The sequence below is a fragment of the Riemerella anatipestifer ATCC 11845 = DSM 15868 genome (assembly GCF_000252855.1).
GTDB lineage: Bacteria > Bacteroidota > Bacteroidia > Flavobacteriales > Weeksellaceae > Riemerella > Riemerella anatipestifera.
In genome coordinates, this window is sequence record NC_017045.1 from 1,191,128 (window position 1) to 1,210,967 (window position 19,840).

The window sequence follows — 19,840 nt, forward strand, 5'->3', positions numbered from 1 at the left end:
ATTATTATTTTGCAGTTCCTACTTTCTTTTCATAAACAGCTTTCTCCCAGTCTTTAATATCGGTTACCCCATATTGTTCACTTTTAGTGACAGCCATTTCGTCAAGAACGTCCACAAAATTCTTATACACTGCATCATCCGTTGGCTTAATGATAACTGTAAATTTAGTTACATCTTTAGCCCTCTTCTTAGCATCTTCTATTACTTTCGTAATCCCATCTTTATCATAGGTTGTCTCCTGAAGTGTACCTTCATTAAGACCATCTTTATCCGTTTGATGATAAAAAATCTTATTATCCTTACCTATAATCAAAGAGATAGAGTTGCTCAAATCAATCTCCGTAGGAGGCGGTTTAGGAGCATCTTTCTTAGGTTTCGCAGGAAGACCTAAATCCATCACATTTGGTTTACTAAAAGTAGTGGTAAACATAAAGAATGTAATGAGTAGAAAACCTAAGTCTACCATCGGAGTCATATCCACTCTAGTGGACTGCTTCTTGGAGCGGACTTTGCCACCCTTTTCGCCCTTATCCTGTACTTGTACTTCTGCCATTTCTATTCTCTATTTACCTCCCTCTTGGGTAGTGATTAACCAAAACTTGTAAAACTCAATATCTCTCAGTCCTTCAAATAAATCTTTTACTTTTGGATAGTTAGTGTTACCATCGCCTTTGATGGCTAACTTATAGTCAGGGTTTATTTTTAAACTCTGCTCTACCCAATCAATAACTTGTTTATTTGTACTGTCCATAGGTATTCCTGTAGGACTCTTAAACGCTTTCTGCTCATCTTCTGATAAGTTCAAGTAGCTTTTCAACTGTGTCATAGGCACACCTATCGCCTGTACTTTCGTGAATGCCACTTTTTCCTTATCGGTAAAAGAAAGTCCATACTTCTGCCCCATATTGTCTAGAAGCTGAATTCTTTCAGTTCCGTTCTCTACAGGTTGGAAGTAAAATTTCCCATCTGGTGTTACATTTACCGTCATTAAACTGGCATCTGGCAACAACTTTTCAGATATAGAAGATGGCGGTTTTATCTGCTCTACATCAGGCTTTTTAAACTGTGTAGTCAAGATAAAGAAGGTAAGTAGTAAGAATGCAACATCACACATCGCTGTCATATCCGTTACCACACCATGTCTTTTTGGTTTGACTCTCGCCATATTATTAACTATTTTTTATTTATTAAACTTCTTTTTATTAGAGCTTCGCCAAAATTATTGTTTAGCAGAAGCTCTAAATTTCTTTTTTAAGAATCTAACTTATTAGTTGAACTCAGCGAAAGACTGCTGAATAGACATACCAATTTCGTCTATCTTATAAGTTAATCCGTCTATCTTAGATGTAAAGAAGTTGTAAAGGATAATTGCAATAGCTGACGTACCAATACCTAAAGCCGTGTTAATCAAGGCTTCTGAAATACCAATAGATAAAGCTGCTGCATCTGGAGTACCACCACCAGAACCTAAAGCGAAGAACGCCTTAATCATCCCGATTACCGTACCTAAAAGCGCTACTAACGTTGCTACCGTACCTAGTGTAGAAAGAATCATCATATTTTTCTCTAACATAGGCATCTCTAATGTTGTAGCTTCTTCTAAAGCTTTAGTTAAAGCAACCATTTTCTTCTCTTTATCCATAGAGCTATCATTAGCTAGTGCTTTGTATGTAACTAGTCCTTCTTTTACTACATTACCTACAGAACCTTGCTGAGCATCACACAACTCAATAGCTTCATCAATTTTATTTTGATTAAGAAGTCTTCTTACATCAAGTACAAATTTGTCAAGATTTCCTTTTCCTTGAGCTTTTTTAATAACGAAGAAACGCTCAAAAGAGAAAACGATTACTGTAATCATAAATAAAATTAGGATGTGTACTACTGGACCTCCCATATAGATAATCCCCATGAAAGACTCCGGATGCAACTCCTTAGATGGTATATCTGCAAAGGCTACAGATGCTTGTCCTGCAATCCTTGCATCTTCTTTAAAGTTACCTGGGTTACCTAATATAAAGATGTAAATACTTAACGCAATTACATACAAAATAGGTAATACTACAGCTGGGTTAAGCCCGCTCTTCTGTCTAGCAATTACTTGCTCTTCCGTGTTTGAAACATTCATTTCCATATTAAACTAAAATTATAATTGTTATTTTTTTCAGGCTGTAAAGTAAAGTTAAAATATTGAAAAATCCAAATATTATCTTCTAACAGCACTACTTTTGAGCTTTTCACATTATTACTCTTCTTAAATTAGATTTACTTTTTTTCCTGATTTTTGTCATTATTTCACAATTTTACATTTTTTACTTAACTCATCAAAAAAAACAGCACTCTATTTTTAAAATTCATCAAATGTTAACTTTTTATTAAAAAACGTATTATTATCCTTCTTAAAAGACAATATTGATGATTTTTTTAGGTACTACAATGATTTTTTTGATACCATTACCATCTAAATATTGTAATACTTTATCATTTTCTATTGCTATTTTCTCAATTTCCTCCTTAGATAAATCTGCAGAAAGAGGCAATTTGAATCTCATTTTACCATTAAAACTTACTGGATACTCTATTTCATCTTCTTTTAGATACCCTTCATTAAGAACAGGAAACTCTACAAACTCAATAGATTCATTATATCCTAATAATTGCCATAACTCTTCACAAATATGAGGTGCGTAAGGAGATATAACCACTGCCAATGGCTCCAAAATCTTTCTTTTATTAGTTTTCAACTTTTGCAATTCGTTGACTGCTATCATAAACGAAGATACAGAAGTATTAAATGAGAAGTTATCTATATCAAATTTTACTTTCTTTATTAAAGTATGCAGCACTTTGTACTCTTCTTTAGTTGGTTCTTCGTCTGATATATTGACCTCATCGCCATCAACAAAGTAAAGATTGTAAAACTTCTTTAAAAAGCCATAAACCCCTGAAAGCCCTTGTGTATTCCAAGGTTTACTTTGCTCTAAAGGACCGAGGAACATTTCATAAAGTCTTAAGCAGTCCGCACCATATTCTTCACAGATGTCGTCTGGATTTACCACATTATATTTAGACTTAGACATTTTTTCTACCTCTCGTTCTGTGATGTATTTACCACCTTCCAAGATAAACTCTGCGTCTTTGAACTCTGGTCGCCATTGTTTGAAAGCTTCAGTATCTAATTCATCGCTCGTTCCTTTTAGTAAAGCTACATCTACATGGATTTTTTGAGTTTGATAATCTTTAGCTAAGTTTTTAGAAACAAACTGATTCGTTCCATCTACTCGGAAGACAAAGGCACTCATTCCCAAAATCATTCCTTGGTTGATTAGCTTTTGGAATGGTTCTTCATGGTTGATAAAACCTCTATCTTTTAAAAACATATTCCAAAAACGAGCATATAATAAATGTCCTGTGGCATGTTCGCTTCCTCCTATATATAAATCTACCTGCCCCCAATAGTCCGATTTTTCTTTAGCACAAAAAACTTCATCATTAGTAGAATCCATATACCTTAAGAAATACCACGAGCTACCTGCCCAACCAGGCATCGTAGATAACTCCATTGGAAATACCGTTTTATTATCAATTAAATCCACAAAAGTTACTTTCTGATTAACTTCGTCCCAGGCGAAAGTCTTTGCATTTCCTAACGGTGGGTCTCCATCTTCGGTAGGTAAATATTTCTCTACCTCTGGCAACTCAAGTGGCAAAGCAGACAAAGGCAAAGTATATGGCATCTCTTCTTTATAATAGATAGGCACTGGCTCTCCCCAATATCTTTGTCTAGAGAAGATAGCATCTCTCTGTCTATAATTTGTAGTACCTTTACCTATGCCTAGCTTTTCTATTTCTTGTATAATTTTTTGTTTTGCATCTTTGTAATTTAATCCATCTAAAAAGTCAGAATTAACACAAGTGCTTTCTTTAGAATCAAAAGACTCTTCTTGAACATCTATATCGGTAGCTACAACTTTTTTAATTGGCAATCCAAAATACTTTGCAAATCTATGGTCTCTATCATCGTGTGCAGGTACTGCCATTACCGCACCCGTACCATAACCCATAAGCACATAGTCTGATATATATATAGGTATAAGTTCTTTAGTAAATGGGTGGGTTACATAACTCCCTGTAAAAGCCCCAGATACAGACTTGACATCTGCCATTCTATCTCTTTCCGTCTTTTTAGAAGTTTCTTCTATATACTGATTTATAGCATTTTTTTGTTCTTCTGTTGTTAGCTTTTCCACCAAATGATGTTCTGGCGCTAACACCATGAAGCTCACTCCAAAAATAGTGTCTGGACGTGTGGTAAAAACTTCTATACTCTCTCCTTCTAAACCATCTACAGAAAACTGAACTAATGCCCCTTGCGACTTCCCTATCCAATACTCTTGGGAATCTTTAAGTGGCTGTGGCCAATCCAAAGTATTCAATCCTTGTAATAATCTTTCAGAGTATGCCGTAATTCTCATACTCCACTGCATCATTTTTTTCTGAAAAACAGGATAACCACCTCTTTCAGACTTACCGTCTTTTACTTCATCATTAGCTAAAACCGTTCCTAATGCAGGACACCAATTAACCGTAGTTTCTGCACGGTAGGCTAATCTATAATTTAAAAGTATATCTTGTTTATCTTGCTCCGCTGCTGAATTCCACTCTTCTGATGTAAATGATAATTCATCGGTTTGCACTGCATTAAGTCCCTCAGTACCCTTAGTTTCAAATTGAGCTATAAGAGTATCAATAGACTCTGCCCTATCCGTATCTTTATTATACCACGAATGAAACAACTGAATGAAAATCCATTGAGTCCACTTGTAGTAAGAAGCGTCTGATGTTCTCAGCTCTCTACTCCAATCAAATGAAAACCCAATTTTTCTCAATTGCTCTTCATACCTAGTGATGTTATTTTCCGTAGTTACCGCAGGGTGCTGCCCTGTCTGTATGGCGTATTGTTCCGCAGGAAGTCCAAAAGAGTCATAACCTATTGGGTGAAGTACATTATACCCCTGATGCCTTTTATATCTTGCGTAAATGTCCGATGCTATATACCCCAGTGGATGCCCCACATGAAGACCCGCCCCAGAAGGATAAGGGAACATATCTAGCACATAAAATTTTGGCTTATTTTTTTCAACACCTGACTTCGGCTCTTGGCTTTTAAAAATTTGGTTATCGTCCCAATATTTTTGCCATTTTTTTTCTATTTCTTGATGATTATAAAACATTCTTCTAGGAGAATTAAAGGTTACAAATTATTTAAACGAACCACAAATTTAATAGTTTGAAATAGAAATAACGATTTTTCAATTAATATTTTTAATTGTATCACTAACAAATAATTTGAATTTACTCCAAAAAAGGCAATTTAAAACTCCCTTATCTTTACTTATCTTTGCAAAAATTAAAAAGTAGGTTATGCCCGAAGTCTCTATTATAACGCCTTGTTACAATGCTTCTAAGTTTTTAAAAGAAACTATAAACTCTGTGCTCAATCAAACCTTTACAAATTGGGAGTGGATTATTTCTGACGATAACTCCAAGGATAATTCAGTAGAGATTATAAAACAGATTAACGACCCAAGAATAAAACTGATAGAATCTAAACAAAACGGTGGAGCAGGAAAGGCTAGAAACCTAGCACTAGAACTAGCAACAGGCAGATATATTACCTTCCTAGATGCTGACGATTTATGGGAAACTAATTTTCTTGAAGAAATGGTATCCTTTATGAAAAGAGAAAATGCAGAACTTGCTTACTCTAACTATGCTAGATGTGATGAAAATTTGACGCCCACCATAGAAGACTTTAAGGCTGACAAAATAGTAACATTCAATAACCTACTAAAAACCTGCAGACTTTCTCTACTATCCTCTATGTACGATAGCCAAAGAGTGGGCAAAGAATTCTTCCCCGAAGGCTCTAAAAGAGAAGACCATGTTATGTGGCTTAACCTGTTAAAGAAAATTCCGCAAGGAAAGCCACTCCCTAAAACAATGGCAAAATATCGTATGCATAGCAACAGTGTTTCTAGGAAAAAGAGCAATATTATCAAAGACCAATATCTAGTTTATAAAGACTTTATGAATTTTTCTACTTTAAAATCACTCTACTATACGGCACATTGGGCTTTTAATGGCTTTTTAAAATACTCTAAATGGTTTAACTAAAACAATCAAAACGGAAATTTTGTCATAAAAATTTAACATTATAAAAAATATAATTCCGTTATTTTCATTAAAAACACATAATTATAGTTAAAAATTAGTTAAATACAGGCGAAAAGATTACAAATTAAGAACGGTTTAGAGTATTTTTGCATAGTATTTGTTTAGTACACTTTAAATTTATAAAAATAAATAAAATGAAAAATAATCTAAAAAAACTCATACCTCTAGCTGCCGTAGGTGTAGTTTCTGCAGCAACTACTTTTGGAACTATTGAATATTTTAAAAATGATAACATTGCTGACTCTTCGTATTTCCATACTGCTAAAAATGACAGTCAGTTTGCAGGACTTAATGCAGCCGCTTTAGGAGATGATTTCGTAAAAGCAGCCAAAACTACAGTACCTGCCGTGGTAACCATAAAAAATTATCAAAACAATACCAGAACTTCTAGAAGCTCTGAGCAAGACCTACTTGATTTTTTCTTTGGCGACCCATTCAACAGAAGTCAAAACCAAAGACAAAGACAACAACAGCAAGCACCACAAGATATGCCTACAGGTCTAGGTTCTGGGGTGATTATCTCTCCTGACGGATATATCATTTCTAACAATCACGTGGTAGCGGGAGCTAGTAAACTAGAAGTAACCCTAAGCAACAAAAAAACTTATGTGGCTAAACTTATAGGAAGTGACCCTTCTACTGACATTGCATTATTAAAAATAGAAGATAGCGGACTACCTTATCTTAACTTCGCAAACTCAGATTTATTAGAAGTAGGACAATGGGTAGTAGCCGTAGGAAATCCTCTAGGACTTAACTCTACCGTAACTGCAGGTATCGTTTCTGCAAAAGGAAGAAGCATTGACCTTTTAAGACAACAGTCTAAAACCCCTATTGAAAGCTTCATACAAACAGATGCTGTAATCAACAGAGGTAATAGTGGTGGAGCTTTAGTAAATCTTAGCGGAGACTTAGTGGGTATTAATTCTGCTATTTCCTCATCATCTGGATATTATGAAGGATATGGTTTCGCTGTTCCGTCTAACTTAGCAAGAAAAGTTGTAGAAGACATTAAGAAGTTCGGAATAGTACAAAGAGGGTTTCTAGGAATTAGTTCATTAGACTTATCTGACGAGACACAAGTAAAAATATACAACCAGCAGACTAAAAGCAACTTAAAATCAGGAAACGGAATCTACGTTACGGAAATCTCCAATAATAGTGGCGCCGAAGATGCTGGTCTTAAAAAAGGAGATGTCATCGTTCAAATAGATGATAGTAAAATTACTGATTTTGCTGACCTATCTCTAGCTATTGGTAGCAAAAGACCTGGAGATACCGTAATGGTAACTTACCTAAGAGACGGAAAAACTAAAACTGTAAGAGCCACACTAAAAGACCAAAGTGGAAATACAAAAACTAGAACTAAAGCTGACCTTACTGTCGTTGAAAAACTAGGAGCTAAATTCCAACCTTTAAGTGATGAAAACAAAGTCTATTACGGTCTTAGAAGTGGTGTAGTAGTTACAGATATAGACGAAAACAGCCTTCTTGCTAGCAAAACAGGTATTGATAACAACTATATCATCACAGAGGTTAATGGCAAGCCCGTTAATTCTCAGAAGGATATAGAAAATATCTTAGAAAACTACAAAGGTATTGTCTCTATAAAATATTTAGATGTTTATGGACGTTTAACTAGTAGAGGATTTAATATGCCTTAGATAGAAAAACCATTTAACTAATCCTTATTCTCCCTCTTTTCCTAATGGAAAGGAGGGATCTTTAATATTTATGCCACAACGATAGAACTTAATAGCCTATTATAAAAATTTCTATCTTTGCAAAAAATTTTTTTGACCCAATGACTAAAAGCGGAAAAATAGAACTAATGTGTCCTGCAGGAGATTTCACATCTCTTCAGGCAGCTTTAGATAATGGTGCAGACTCTGTCTATTTCGGTGTAGAACAGCTTAATATGAGAGCTAGAGCTTCTATGAATTTTACCATAGACGACTTACCTGAAATTAGCAGAAGATGCCAAGAGAAAGGTGTAAGAACCTATCTCACCCTCAACACTATTATTTATGACCATGATTTATCAATCATAAAAACCCTTTTAGACAAGGCAAAAGAAGCCAACCTTACCGCTGTGATTGCTATGGATCAGGCTGTGATTGCTTACGCAAGACAAATTGGTATGGAGGTACATATTTCTACTCAAATTAACATTACCAATATAGAAACTGTAAAATTCTATGCGATGTTTGCAGACACTATGGTAATGAGTAGAGAGCTTAGCATCAGCCAAGTAAAAAAGATTTGTACTCAAATAGAAAAGGAGCAAATTAAAGGTCCTTCTGGAAATTTAGTAGAAATAGAAATATTTGGACACGGAGCTTTATGTATGGCGGTTTCTGGAAAGTGTTATCTAAGTCTACATTCACATAATTCTTCTGCTAACCGTGGGGCTTGTAAACAAAACTGCCGAAAAAAATACACCGTAATAGACCAAGAAAGTGGTTTTGAAATAGAACTTGACAACGAGTATATGATGTCTCCTAAAGACTTATGCACCATCAATTTCTTAGACCAAATTGTAGATGCTGGGGTTAAAGTTCTAAAAATAGAAGGCAGAGGGCGTGCTCCCGAATATGTAGCTACCGTAACCAAGTGCTATAGAGAAGCCATAGACAGTATAGAAGACGGCTCTTTTTCTCAAGAGAAAGTAGCAGAATGGATGAAGCAACTAGAAACCGTTTACAATAGAGGTTTTTGGAGTGGTTACTATTTAGGACAAGAACTTGGAGAATGGTCTCCTAACCCAGGTTCTAATGCCACACAAAAGAAACTTTACATAGGTAAAGGCAGACATTATTATCCAAAATCTAACATTGCCGAGTTTTTAATAGAAGCATACGATTTGAATGTAGGCGATAAAGTTTTAATCCAAGGACCTACCACAGGTTCTCAAGAATTAGAAATCACTGAAATGATGGTGGACGGAAAGGGCATTAGCGAAAAAGCAACTAAGAGTGAAGTCATCACATTCAAAACTGACTTTCGTGTAAGACCTAGTGACAAGCTGTATAAAATTGTTAAGGCATAATAAAGTTATTGTCTAATGGTTATTGTTACACTACAACGAGATAAATGTATTGGGTGCAACTACTGTGCGGAGTTTGCTCCAGAATACTTTAGAATGTCAAAAAAAGATGGTAAGTCTGTTCTGCTGAAATCTACCGATAAAAAAGGGTTTCACACAATAAAAGTACCCCTACCAGAAGCTTTTGAACCTTGTGATAAGGCAGCTAAGGCGTGTCCTGTAAAAATAATTTCTGTAAAAGAAATCTAACTTATGACCAAAGCGGAACTTAGAAAAATTTATCTAGAGAAAAGAAAGCAACTTTCTGAAAATACCATAAATGAGCTATCAAAAAAAATAGCTCATTTATTCTTTTTACAATTCAACCCCACTGAAAACCAAAATATTCATTGTTTTATTCCTATAAAAAAATTTAAGGAAGTTAATACTTTACCTCTTATAGAGTCTTGTTTTTCAAAAAAAATAAATGTATTTGTTCCAAAAGTTATCAATACAGAAATGATAGCCATTGAACTGAAAGAAAACACTCCGCTATCTGAAAACAAATGGGGAATATTAGAACCTTCTGAAAATACTCACGCGAATGTAACTCACTTTGATTACATCATCACACCTCTACTCTATTGTGATGATAAAGGCAACCGAGTAGGCTACGGAAAAGGGTTCTATGACCAACTTTTCAGGATTACACCTCCTACTACAAAAAAAATAGGAGTGAACTTTTTTTCACCTTTAGAAAATATAGACGATTTAAGAAACGAAGATATTTCGTTAGATTACCTTATTACACCTTCGGAGATACTATCTTTCTGAGGAGTGTAAAAATTGAGAAAATAAAACTTAAACTCTTTCTTAAACTTCTCTGGAAAAGGCTTTAGGATATATTGCACATTTCTCTCATAAACGCCTATTGAAGATTTTTTATTATCAAAATATTCTACCTTAACCACAGCTTGGTTTAATGTATCCTTTTCACTATTTTTTTTCTTGATTTCTAAATTTTGTACCTTAACAGTCTTAACCCTTAAGCTCTCTAGCTCTTTAAACAGAGGTTTTAGTTTAAGAGTATCAGGTGTTACAAAATATTTAAGCAGCTGCGTATGGATTGTAGAGTCTATATCCGTATTCCTACTACCAGACAAATAGAGAATAGACAAGTCCATAACCTCCTGAACTTTTTGCTTAGTAATAGCATTTATAGCTTGTGCACTATCCATCTTAGCAACAGGATAAGAAGTAGCATTAGTTGTATTTCTCACTTTATCTAAATCACTGATTTCTTCCTTTTTTTCACAGGATAAAATCATCAATGCTATTAGAACGAATAATAAGTTTTTAAATATTTTCATAAGTGTTTACTTTTCGTTATTTGTAATTCTAAATTTTATCATCATTATTTTACCATTCTTCATTTGAGTACCTATAATTTCTAAATTTTTAAGAGAAGTTGTAGGCGTTGTCATTAAAGTAATATATCTATCTTTCTCCAAAATTTCCACACCATAAGTTTCATTATCAAACACCTGATAAATTAAAGCATCATTACTTATAAGTCTACTTAATCTTTCTCTCTTCTTATTAACATCTTCATCTGCCTTTTTGGAGTAATAGTTTAGCATAATGGCATAATCATCAGGCTTTAGCTCTATAGTTTCATATTCTGGATAAGTAAGAGCATTCTCCAAGTTTCTCACAATAGTATCTGTCTTATAATAAGGAGAAGATATTATCATCATGAGAGTTTTTGATTTTGTAGTATATGTTAAAATATCATTCGGCTTTACCTTATGCAAGATAGGAGACTCACCTTCTTTTATGATTTTAACATCAAGATAGTCATTAATACTTGTATTTCTATCCGCATCAATAAACTTAAACGAATATTTTTTGGTCAAGATTAAATCAGAAAAAATAATTCCCACAAGAACTAACAAAAGTATAAGTGTTGCCGAAATCCAAACATAAGAAGATTTAGTAAATTTTAAAGCTCTACTATTATTTTTCAACACCTCATCATTTTCAGTAACTATCTCTAAATCATAATTATTTTTTTGCAAAATACTATTTTTACCTTCATCAACATTATCAGCAATTTCCTTGGAATTTATTGATTTTTCTTGTTCCTGTTGATTATCTAAAACTGACTCATCAACACCATTTTGGAACACTTCCTCATCACTTTCTTCTATCTCACTAAGAATTTCATTAGCAAACAAATGATTTTTCTTAAAATCATACCAATTAGCATAACCTGCATAACTCGAAAGAAGATTAAGCATATCTATTCTTGGTAATTTTTGTGTAGGAGAACTCTTAAAATAGGTATAAAAAGAACGTTCACTAATATTTCCTTTTGCTTTTTTTCTTAAATCTTCTTGAAAATAGACAATATCAATTCCCTTCCATAAGGATATATCTTCCTCCGAAGGTGTATGAGATTCTAAAAAAACCTCTTGAACTTCCACTTTAAGCTGTTCAAAGTGTAATAAATCTAAATCTGACAAATTTCAAAAATTTAACTTAAACTACTGATTTACAAAAACACTTATTTGCAAAACTATTTTACAAAGATATTGCAATAATTTTTCTAACACAAATTTATTTCTCACCATATCTTTGCCTTGTTCAAATGAGTGAACAGAATAGAAACAAAAAAGATAACAAATTTAAAAAATTATTTAAAATTATGAAAAAGTCATTATTCGTAGCGGCTGTTGCTGCTTTAGCTGTTGTAGCTTGTAAAAAAACTGAAAACGTTGAAACTTCTTCTGTAGATTCTACTGCTGTTGAGGCTGTTGATTCTGCTGCTGCTGTTGTTGATTCTGCTGCTACTGTTGTAGATTCTGCTTCTACTGTAGCTGCTGAAGGTGTTGGTGCTGCTGCTGATGCTGCTGCTGACGCTGCTAAAGGTGCTGCTGATGCTGCTAAAGGTGCTGTTGACAACGCTGCTGATAAAGTAAAAGAAGCTACTAAGTAGTCTTTTAGCGATATACAGACAAACTAAGACACTCTAAATTTAGAGTGTCTTTTTTTATTTCAAGATAATGATGCGATAAAATAATAGGCTATTTCTTTAATGAGATAGCCTATTTATTTTTTATATTTAAAATGAGTAATTTTTTATATACTCTCAAATCTTGTATATGCTCTTAGCTTTTCTGGAATTTTAACACCTTCTTCCGTTTGGTTGTTCTCTAAAAGTGCTGCCATTACTCTAGGTAAGGCCATCGCAGAACCATTTAATGTATGTACTAACTGAGGTTTATCATCTCCTGATTTATATCTGCATTTTAATCTATTAGCTTGAAAACTTTCAAAGTTAGACACCGAAGATACCTCCAACCATCTCTGTTGAGCCGCACTCCACACCTCAAAATCGTAAGTAAGTGCAGAAGTAAAGCCCATATCACCACCACATAAACGCAAAATTCTAAATGGCAATTCCAAATCCTCTAAAATAGATTTTACATGAGCCACCATCTCATCTAGTGCAGTGTAAGAGTTTTCAGGTTTTTCTAGTCTTACAATCTCTACTTTTTCAAATTGATGAAGACGGTTAAGTCCTCTCACATCAGCACCGTAGCTTCCTGCTTCTCTTCTGTAACATTGAGAAAAAGCCGTATTCTTTACAGGAAGTTTTTTTTCCTCCAAGATTACATCTCTATAAATATTGGTTACAGGCACTTCTGCTGTAGGAATAAGATATAAATTATCCTCATTCACAAAATACATTTGTCCCTCTTTATCAGGAAGTTGCCCCGTACCATAACCAGAGGCTTCATTTACTACATGCGGCGGATTTACTTCTAAGTAACCTGCATCGGTATTTTTATCAAGAAAAAACTGCACTAATGCTCTTTGTAGCCTAGCTCCTTTACCTAAATAAACTGGAAAACCTGCCCCTGCTATCTTTACACCCAATTCAAAATCAATTAGATTGTATTTTTTAGCAAGTTCCCAGTGTGGCAAAGCCTCTGTTCCCATCTCAAAAGTATCACAAGACTGATACACCACCTCATTATCATCTGCCGAACTACCCGCTTTTACAATATCTGCTGGTATATTTGGGATTTGATAAAGAATATTCAGTAGAGACTCCTCTTTTTCTTTTAACAACTGTTGTAAATCCTGTGATTTCTGCTTAAACTCTCCTGTTTTAGTTTTAGCCTCCTCTGCTTCTTGCTTCTTTCCTTCCTTCATTAGAAGCCCTATCTCTTTGGATATTTTATTCATTTGAGCTAGATTTTCATCTAACTCATACTGTATTTTCTTTCTTTCGTCATCAGTCGCTATTGCCTCATCTACAAGGTTTAGCTCCTTAAAATTTCTCTTTTTAAGCCCTTCTAAAACACGGCTTTTTTGCTCTCTTAAAAATTGAACTTGTAACATTGATATTTATTTAAAATAAGGAGTTTATATATTCTACAAAAGTAAGCATTATTTTACGATTGTAATAACATTACTCGCCTGACTTTGCTTAGAAAAAACTTGATTATTATTCCAAAAAATTTCTTTGACTTGAAAAAGACTTGGCTGCCAAGAGTAAATAACTCTCATCGTATCTATTTCTAAAGATGAAGTTGAATCCGTTAGTTTTTTCTGCCAATTAAACGCAATATCCGATTGATAGTACTTTAAACTAGGAGACACCGAATCCTTTAAATTTCTAGTTGCACCAGAAATATATTGGATATAATAGATGGAGTCTACGCCCATCTTCCTAGAAAAACCCGAAGATAGATTAACCGAGCTATACGCTCCTCCCAAATCACTCAAAGTGAAGCTAGCTCTATTTTGAGAAGTATTGGTATTTAGTAAATCTCTACCAGAAGTATTTTTTAGAAAAATATCTATCGTTTGGTCTATATACTGTACCTCAGTATCTTCCTTTCTGCAAGAAAGCACTAATAATAAAACTACAAAAACGGTATATCTTTTCATCCTCACAAATATACTAAGTTTTAGCGGATTTAGCCTTGCTTCTTCACTACCTAATTTTCTTGTATCTTTGGACAATGATTTCCGTGGATTTATTTAAAACTAAACTAAAGGAGCTACTACCTAACTACAACGAACATCAATTTCTATTAGCGGTAAGTGGCGGAGCAGATTCTATGGTATTGGCTCATCTGATGAAACAAATAGATGCTAAAATAGAAATTGCTCATATCAACTATAAATTAAGAAGCGAAGATTCGGATAAAGACGCTGCATTAGTCCAAGAGTTCTGCGAGAAGCATCATATTCTGTTTCATTGTTATACCGTTTCGGAAAAAGACCAAAAACCTTCGGGGTCTATTCAGCTATGGGCAAGAGAGCTTAGATATCAGTTCTTTAGAAATATTATGAAAAATCGGAGTCTAAGCCACCTCGTAACTGCTCACCACTTAAACGACCAGCTAGAAACCTTTATCATCAATCTTTCTAGAGGTAGTGGTATCAAAGGATTAGCGGGTATTCCTAATAACGAAAACGAAATTTTACGCCCTCTACTAGATTTTAGCAAAGAGGAAATTTATCATTTTGCAGAAGCACATTCAATAGCGTTTAGAGAAGATAAATCTAACCAAAAACAAGATTATCTTAGAAACAAGATAAGACATTCCGTAGTTCCAAATCTAGAAGAAATCAATCCTGATTTTTTGGATAATTTTAGAAAGAGTATTGATTTTTTATCTGAAGCCAAATACTTTATAAATCAACAAATTGAATACAAAATAAAAGAATTTTCAATAAGCACTGAATGTAAAACTATTATAGACCGACACGCTTTAGAAAAAGAATCTAGCTTTATTCAATTTGAAATACTCAATAGATTTGGGTTTAGCAATAAAGCGGAAATTAGCAAGATGTTTACAGCAGAAACTGGGAAATCGTTTTATTCCAACGGATACCAATGCCTTATCAACAGAGAGCAATTCATTATTAGTAAGAAAGAACCTATTTCAAATAATGATGAAGATATCACACTTCCCAGCGAAAAGGAAATAAAACTAGACCAATGGATAACCTACGAAAAAAAAGAGATTTTAGAATGGAACTTTGATGCAGAACAAATTTCTTTACCTCTAAAATTGAGGCGTAAAGAGGCTGGCGACTTCTTTTATCCAAAAGGAATGATGGGGAGAAAAAAGGTTTCTAAGTTTTTTAAAGACGAAAAATTGTCTATTTTAGCAAAATCAAAAATTTGGTTGCTTTGCGATAACGAAAATCGTGTTTTAGGCATTGTACCTTTGAGACAAGACGGCAGATTTGCCTCTAATGACAAAACAGAAAAAAACATCAAAATTATTTTATAATAAAAAGTTATGAAACTGAGACACTTATTACTTTTATGGTGGACTATGCTAGCCGTAAACTTCTCGGCTCAGATAAAAGACCCCGTAAAATTTAAACTAAAAGTTAATGAACTTAGTAACCAAGAGTATGAGGCAGTCCTTACTGCTACCTTAGAAAATGGTTGGCATATCTACTCCAAAGATTTACCCGAAGACAGTGGTATTCCTACTGAAATGAAAGTTTCAGGAGCGAATATAATTCCTGTGGGTAAAATTGTAGAAATTGGTAAAAAACACGACGAATTTTCGGAAGCCTTTGGAGCAAGAATTGTTTACTTCTCTAATACTGCCACATTCAAACAGAAATTTAAGCTAAAAGATGCGTCCAAACCTGCCGATGTAAATGTAGAAATTACTTATCAAACTTGTAACGACCGTGTATGTTTAGCTCCTAACACTTTAGAATTTGAGGAAAAAATTAAGGCTAATCTTACAGAAACCAACTCTAAAGAAAACGAACAAACGCCATTACAAGAGGCTGTTAAAGATACGGTAAACCAAAATACAAATCTAACCTCAGCAGAAAATACAACACCGTCCGCACAAGCACTACAAGGAGAAAATTCTCTAAGAGTAGAATCTTTAAATCCTAAAACACCGCTTACTGACTGTGGCATAGCTACAGAAGAAGAAAGCTCTAGCAACTGGTGGATTCTTATTTTAGGCTTTATTGGAGGGCTTATTGCATTATTAACACCTTGCGTTTTCCCTATGATTCCGCTTACGGTTTCATTCTTTACCAAAGGGGCAGCCAATAAGGCTAAAGGTAAACGAGATGCTATTATTTATGGACTATTTATTTTGGTAATTTTTATTTTACTGAGCATACCATTCCATATTATAGACGGCATTTCTGGGAATATATTTAATGATATTTCTACCAATGTTTGGCTTAATTTGTTCTTCTTTGGGATATTCTTATTCTTTGCATTGAGCTTCTTTGGATATTACGATATTACACTCCCAAGCTGGATTGCCAACAAATCTTCCAAAGCAGAAGAAGCTGGTGGGCTAATTGGTATTTTCTTTATGGCTCTTACTTTAGTAATTGTATCATTCTCTTGTACAGGTCCTATACTTGGTAGCTTACTCGGTAGCGCCGTTACTGGTTCTAGTGATGTACCAATGCTTCTTACCTTCGCTTTAGCTGGGTTTGGGTTATCTTGGGCTATTGTATTCGGTACGTTAGCGTTATTCCCTCAAGCGTTACAATCTTTGCCAAAGTCTGGTGGCTGGATGAATACCGTAAAAGTAATACTCGGTTTTATAGAGTTAGCTTTGGCTCTTAAATTCCTTTCTAAAGCAGACCTTGTATCTAAAACTTTTTTATTAAAGCGAGAACTTTTCATTGTATTGTGGATTATCATCACCATAGGACTTGTATTATATCTATTTGGGAAAATAAGATTTCCGCACGATGATAAAAACGCCAAAACATCCACCACTCGTAAGGTTTTCGGAGTACTTGGGATTGGGTTTGTTATTTATCTAATTCAAGGTCTTGTACCTTCGGACAGACCTAAATTACAACTACTAAGTGGCATTTTACCTCCTATCAACGTAAGCTACTTACACAACGAACAAGAAGGCATCTTAGGTATGCACCCAGAACACGACTTTTTCGTAGCTCTGGAACAAGCTAAAAAGGTAAACAAACCTATACTGATAGATTTTACAGGCTATGGTTGTGAAAACTGTAGAAAAATGGAAGAGTTCGTATGGTCTGAACCTGACATCTTGCCTATCTTACAAAATGAAGTTGTCCTAGCGTCCTTATATGTAGATGATAAAGAAGAACTTCCTGAAAACGAACAAATAAAAATAGATATGGGGGGCGGTCAGAAGAAAAAAGTGAAAACAATAGGAGACCGCTGGAGCCTTTTCCAACAAGTGAATTTCAATAATAATTCTCAACCCCATTATGTATTGGTAACGCCTGACGGAAAAGTCATCAATAAACCTGTCTCTGGATATATGCCAAAAGAAGAGTTTAAACAATTCTTAGAATGTGGTGTAAATTGGTTCAAAAAAAATAAAAAGTAATTTAAAAATACAAAATCCCTTCCTTAAAGTCTAGTGGAGGGATTTTGTTTGTATAAACGCTTACTGCGTAAGGGATAGAGCGGATACCCCACAGGGAAGAAGCCGCGGAGCGAAGCGGAGCGGCAATGACCGAGGAGTAGAAGCCATAGCCCGACCCTAGCTGTGGGAATAGCCTAGGCAAAGGGATACGCCCTTATCTTAGTATTATAAAAAAATAACTTTCTGCTGAATATGCTTAATTACGAGATTTCTGGTGAGGGACAAGAGCCTTTGGTCTTGTTGCACGGTTTTTTGGAAAACAATAGTATTTGGAACGATTTGGAGCCGTATTTATCCGAGCATTTTAGCCTAATCAAAATAGATTTACCAGGACACGGACAATCGGAGGTGATGGGCGATGTCCATACGATGGAACTTATGGCAGAAGAAGTGAAAAAGGTAACAGACCACCTCAGTCTGTCTAGGTTTCATATTTTGGGGCATTCTATGGGCGGCTATGTAAGTCTTGCTTTTGCAGAAAAATGGCATACACAACTTAAAAGCCTCACACTTTTTTTCTCTACCTTCCAAGCTGATGACGACGCTAAAAAGGAACTGAGAAGAAAAAGTTTTAGAATCATACAAGAAAGTTTTTCTACTTATGTAGGAGCTGGCGTTCCGCTTTTGTTCAATCCAAACGAGAGAGAACAGCTAGATTCTAAAATAGAACAAGCCAAGAAAATCGCCCTAAGCACGCCTACACAAGGAGCTCTAGCTGCCGTAAAAGGTATGATTGAACGAACAGATAAACGAAATCTACTTGAACAGATAGAAACCAAAGTACTGGTATTGGCAGGGCGACACGATGCCGCTGTAAACCACGAAACATTGCTTAATCTTTTGCCACAAAGAGCGTTTATAAAGCACTACCTCCTAGACTGCGGACACAACGGACACTGGGAACTTCCTAAAGAGTGTGCTGAAATTATCAATAAAGAATTAAGCTACTAAAATTACAACACTATTTTGGTAATTAAGTAATACTAAAAGTACTCTATAGCTTAAAATAAGCATAACATAAAAAACTGTAAAACAATATTTTATATTTTAAATTGTTAATTTTAAGTTAAAATTCGCTCATTATGTTAATTTTTTTAACTTTGGAAACAAATAATATAACACTTAGATTATGAGAAAACTATCTTTTTTATTTGCTTTTATTTTATTTATCTTTTGTAAATCTCAATATCACGATGTTGCGAATTACTCAACTAGAAACACTCCTATAAACGGATTGAAAATTAAAACAAATTTACCGTTCTCTACTTTTCAGATGCCTAGTATAATATTGGAAGGCTATGCTTATGGTGCAAGAAAAAGTATTGGTATTATCATAAACTATTATATCTATCAAGGCGAATTCCATGCCCCTACTTCACAAATTTCGTCCTATGGCTCTTTCTCACCTAAAATTACACTAGCAAATGAAGATGGCAAAGTAGTTATTTTTATGGAGGATAAAATATATTTTGTGAGATTTTCAGTAAGGGCATCTGGGAGTGAAAATCCTGAATACTATAAAAATTGGTCTATAGTAGATGAACCTTTGTATGGAGATAAGCGACTTACTTTACCATATAAAAATAATTATTCTGAAATATATAACTCTGATTTTAATATAAATGGCTCTCTATCTTCTTCTATAGACTCAGATGAGGGAGGCTCTCTTACACTTCACAACCCTAGAAAACATGGCAATACCAACCATGCTTATCGTTGGGTTTTGTATAATATGACTGGAGGCTATGGTAATTCACTACAATTTTGGAATTACTCATTAGACAATACAATGCACTCTCCTAGGCTCATAATTTCCGATAATGGAAATATGTCTCTACCCACAGGAAAGTTTGAAGCCAAAGAAGTTAAAGTAACCACAACACCTACAGCCGATTTTGTTTTTGCAGAGGATTATCAATTACCAAAATTAGAAGAAGTTGAAAAACATATCAAGGATAAAAAGCATCTACCGGAAATCGCTTCCGCGGCTCAAATGGAGAAAGAAGGCGTAAATATTGGCGAGTTTCAAATAAAACTTCTTCAAAAAATAGAAGAACTTACACTCTATACCATTGAGCTAAATAAACAAAATAAAGAACTCAAAAAACGCATAGAAAAACTCGAAAAACAAAAATAA

At 34.5% G+C, this 19,840-nt stretch carries 18 protein-coding genes; 10 read left to right on the forward strand and 8 right to left on the reverse strand.

Features of this window, described 5'->3' with window-relative positions:
- Positions 1-4: 4 nt before the first annotated feature.
- The 4 genes from RA0C_RS05745 to leuS all read right to left on the reverse strand — a co-directional run bounded on the left by RA0C_RS05745 (position 5) and on the right by leuS (position 5,234).
- Positions 5-553, reverse strand: a complete 549-nt coding sequence (locus RA0C_RS05745) for an ExbD/TolR family protein (protein WP_004917230.1) — start codon at positions 551-553, stop codon at positions 5-7.
- A gap of 9 nt (positions 554-562) precedes the next feature.
- The gene (locus RA0C_RS05750; protein ID WP_004917229.1) at positions 563-1,165 is read right to left on the reverse strand and encodes an ExbD/TolR family protein; all 603 of its coding nucleotides are present in this window, start codon (positions 1,163-1,165) and stop codon (positions 563-565) included.
- Positions 1,166-1,267: 102 nt separating this feature from the next.
- A complete protein-coding gene (locus tag RA0C_RS05755) occupies positions 1,268-2,134 on the reverse strand; it encodes a MotA/TolQ/ExbB proton channel family protein (protein ID WP_004917228.1) in 867 nt (288 codons plus the stop codon).
- A 265-nt stretch (positions 2,135-2,399) separates the two neighbouring features.
- Positions 2,400-5,234, reverse strand: coding sequence for a leucine--tRNA ligase (gene leuS, locus RA0C_RS05760; protein ID WP_004917227.1), 2,835 nt, complete (start codon positions 5,232-5,234; stop codon positions 2,400-2,402).
- A gap of 190 nt (positions 5,235-5,424) precedes the next feature.
- Between leuS and RA0C_RS05765 the strand changes: the two genes are divergently transcribed.
- From RA0C_RS05765 to RA0C_RS05785, 5 genes are all read left to right on the forward strand, one after another.
- Positions 5,425-6,177: a glycosyltransferase family 2 protein gene (locus RA0C_RS05765; protein ID WP_004917226.1), complete on the forward strand. Its 753-nt coding sequence runs from the start codon at positions 5,425-5,427 to the stop codon at positions 6,175-6,177.
- Between the two features lie 194 nt (positions 6,178-6,371).
- Positions 6,372-7,901: a Do family serine endopeptidase gene (locus RA0C_RS05770; RefSeq protein WP_004917224.1), complete on the forward strand. Its 1,530-nt coding sequence runs from the start codon at positions 6,372-6,374 to the stop codon at positions 7,899-7,901.
- 140 nt (positions 7,902-8,041) lie between these two features.
- On the forward strand, positions 8,042-9,286 hold the full coding sequence (locus RA0C_RS05775; RefSeq protein ID WP_004917222.1) for a peptidase U32 family protein: 1,245 nt from the start codon (positions 8,042-8,044) through the stop codon (positions 9,284-9,286).
- 15 nt (positions 9,287-9,301) lie between these two features.
- Positions 9,302-9,532: a ferredoxin gene (locus tag RA0C_RS05780; RefSeq protein ID WP_004917220.1), complete on the forward strand. Its 231-nt coding sequence runs from the start codon at positions 9,302-9,304 to the stop codon at positions 9,530-9,532.
- Between the two features lie 3 nt (positions 9,533-9,535).
- Positions 9,536-10,096: a 5-formyltetrahydrofolate cyclo-ligase gene (locus RA0C_RS05785; protein ID WP_004917219.1), complete on the forward strand. Its 561-nt coding sequence runs from the start codon at positions 9,536-9,538 to the stop codon at positions 10,094-10,096.
- Here RA0C_RS05785 and RA0C_RS05790 read toward each other — a convergent pair.
- Both RA0C_RS05790 and RA0C_RS05795 read right to left on the reverse strand, forming a co-directional pair.
- Positions 10,060-10,632: a hypothetical protein gene (locus RA0C_RS05790; protein ID WP_004917215.1), complete on the reverse strand. Its 573-nt coding sequence runs from the start codon at positions 10,630-10,632 to the stop codon at positions 10,060-10,062. The genes RA0C_RS05785 and RA0C_RS05790 overlap by 37 nt on opposite strands.
- Positions 10,633-10,638: 6 nt before the next feature.
- Positions 10,639-11,787, reverse strand: a complete 1,149-nt coding sequence (locus tag RA0C_RS05795) for a hypothetical protein (RefSeq protein ID WP_004917213.1) — start codon at positions 11,785-11,787, stop codon at positions 10,639-10,641.
- Positions 11,788-11,912: 125 nt separating this feature from the next.
- Between RA0C_RS05795 and RA0C_RS05800 the strand changes: the two genes are divergently transcribed.
- A complete protein-coding gene (locus RA0C_RS05800) occupies positions 11,913-12,260 on the forward strand; it encodes a hypothetical protein (RefSeq protein ID WP_004917212.1) in 348 nt (115 codons plus the stop codon).
- A 143-nt stretch (positions 12,261-12,403) separates the two neighbouring features.
- Here RA0C_RS05800 and serS read toward each other — a convergent pair whose 3' ends face one another.
- Both serS and RA0C_RS05810 read right to left on the reverse strand, forming a co-directional pair.
- A complete protein-coding gene (gene serS / locus RA0C_RS05805) occupies positions 12,404-13,672 on the reverse strand; it encodes a serine--tRNA ligase (protein ID WP_004917210.1) in 1,269 nt (422 codons plus the stop codon).
- 48 nt (positions 13,673-13,720) lie between these two features.
- Positions 13,721-14,299: a hypothetical protein gene (locus RA0C_RS05810; RefSeq protein ID WP_004917209.1), complete on the reverse strand. Its 579-nt coding sequence runs from the start codon at positions 14,297-14,299 to the stop codon at positions 13,721-13,723.
- Between RA0C_RS05810 and tilS the strand changes: the two genes are divergently transcribed.
- The 4 genes from tilS to RA0C_RS05830 all read left to right on the forward strand — a co-directional run bounded on the left by tilS (position 14,299) and on the right by RA0C_RS05830 (position 19,840).
- Positions 14,299-15,582, forward strand: coding sequence for a tRNA lysidine(34) synthetase TilS (tilS, locus tag RA0C_RS05815; RefSeq protein WP_004917208.1), 1,284 nt, complete (start codon positions 14,299-14,301; stop codon positions 15,580-15,582). The genes RA0C_RS05810 and tilS overlap by 1 nt on opposite strands.
- A 9-nt stretch (positions 15,583-15,591) precedes the next feature.
- Positions 15,592-17,664: a protein-disulfide reductase DsbD family protein gene (locus RA0C_RS05820; protein ID WP_004917206.1), complete on the forward strand. Its 2,073-nt coding sequence runs from the start codon at positions 15,592-15,594 to the stop codon at positions 17,662-17,664.
- Positions 17,665-17,895: 231 nt separating this feature from the next.
- Complete coding sequence (locus RA0C_RS05825; protein ID WP_004917205.1) at positions 17,896-18,654, forward strand: alpha/beta fold hydrolase; 759 nt, start codon at positions 17,896-17,898, stop codon at positions 18,652-18,654.
- 178 nt (positions 18,655-18,832) lie between these two features.
- Positions 18,833-19,840, forward strand: a complete 1,008-nt coding sequence (locus RA0C_RS05830; RefSeq protein ID WP_004917203.1) for a hypothetical protein — start codon at positions 18,833-18,835, stop codon at positions 19,838-19,840.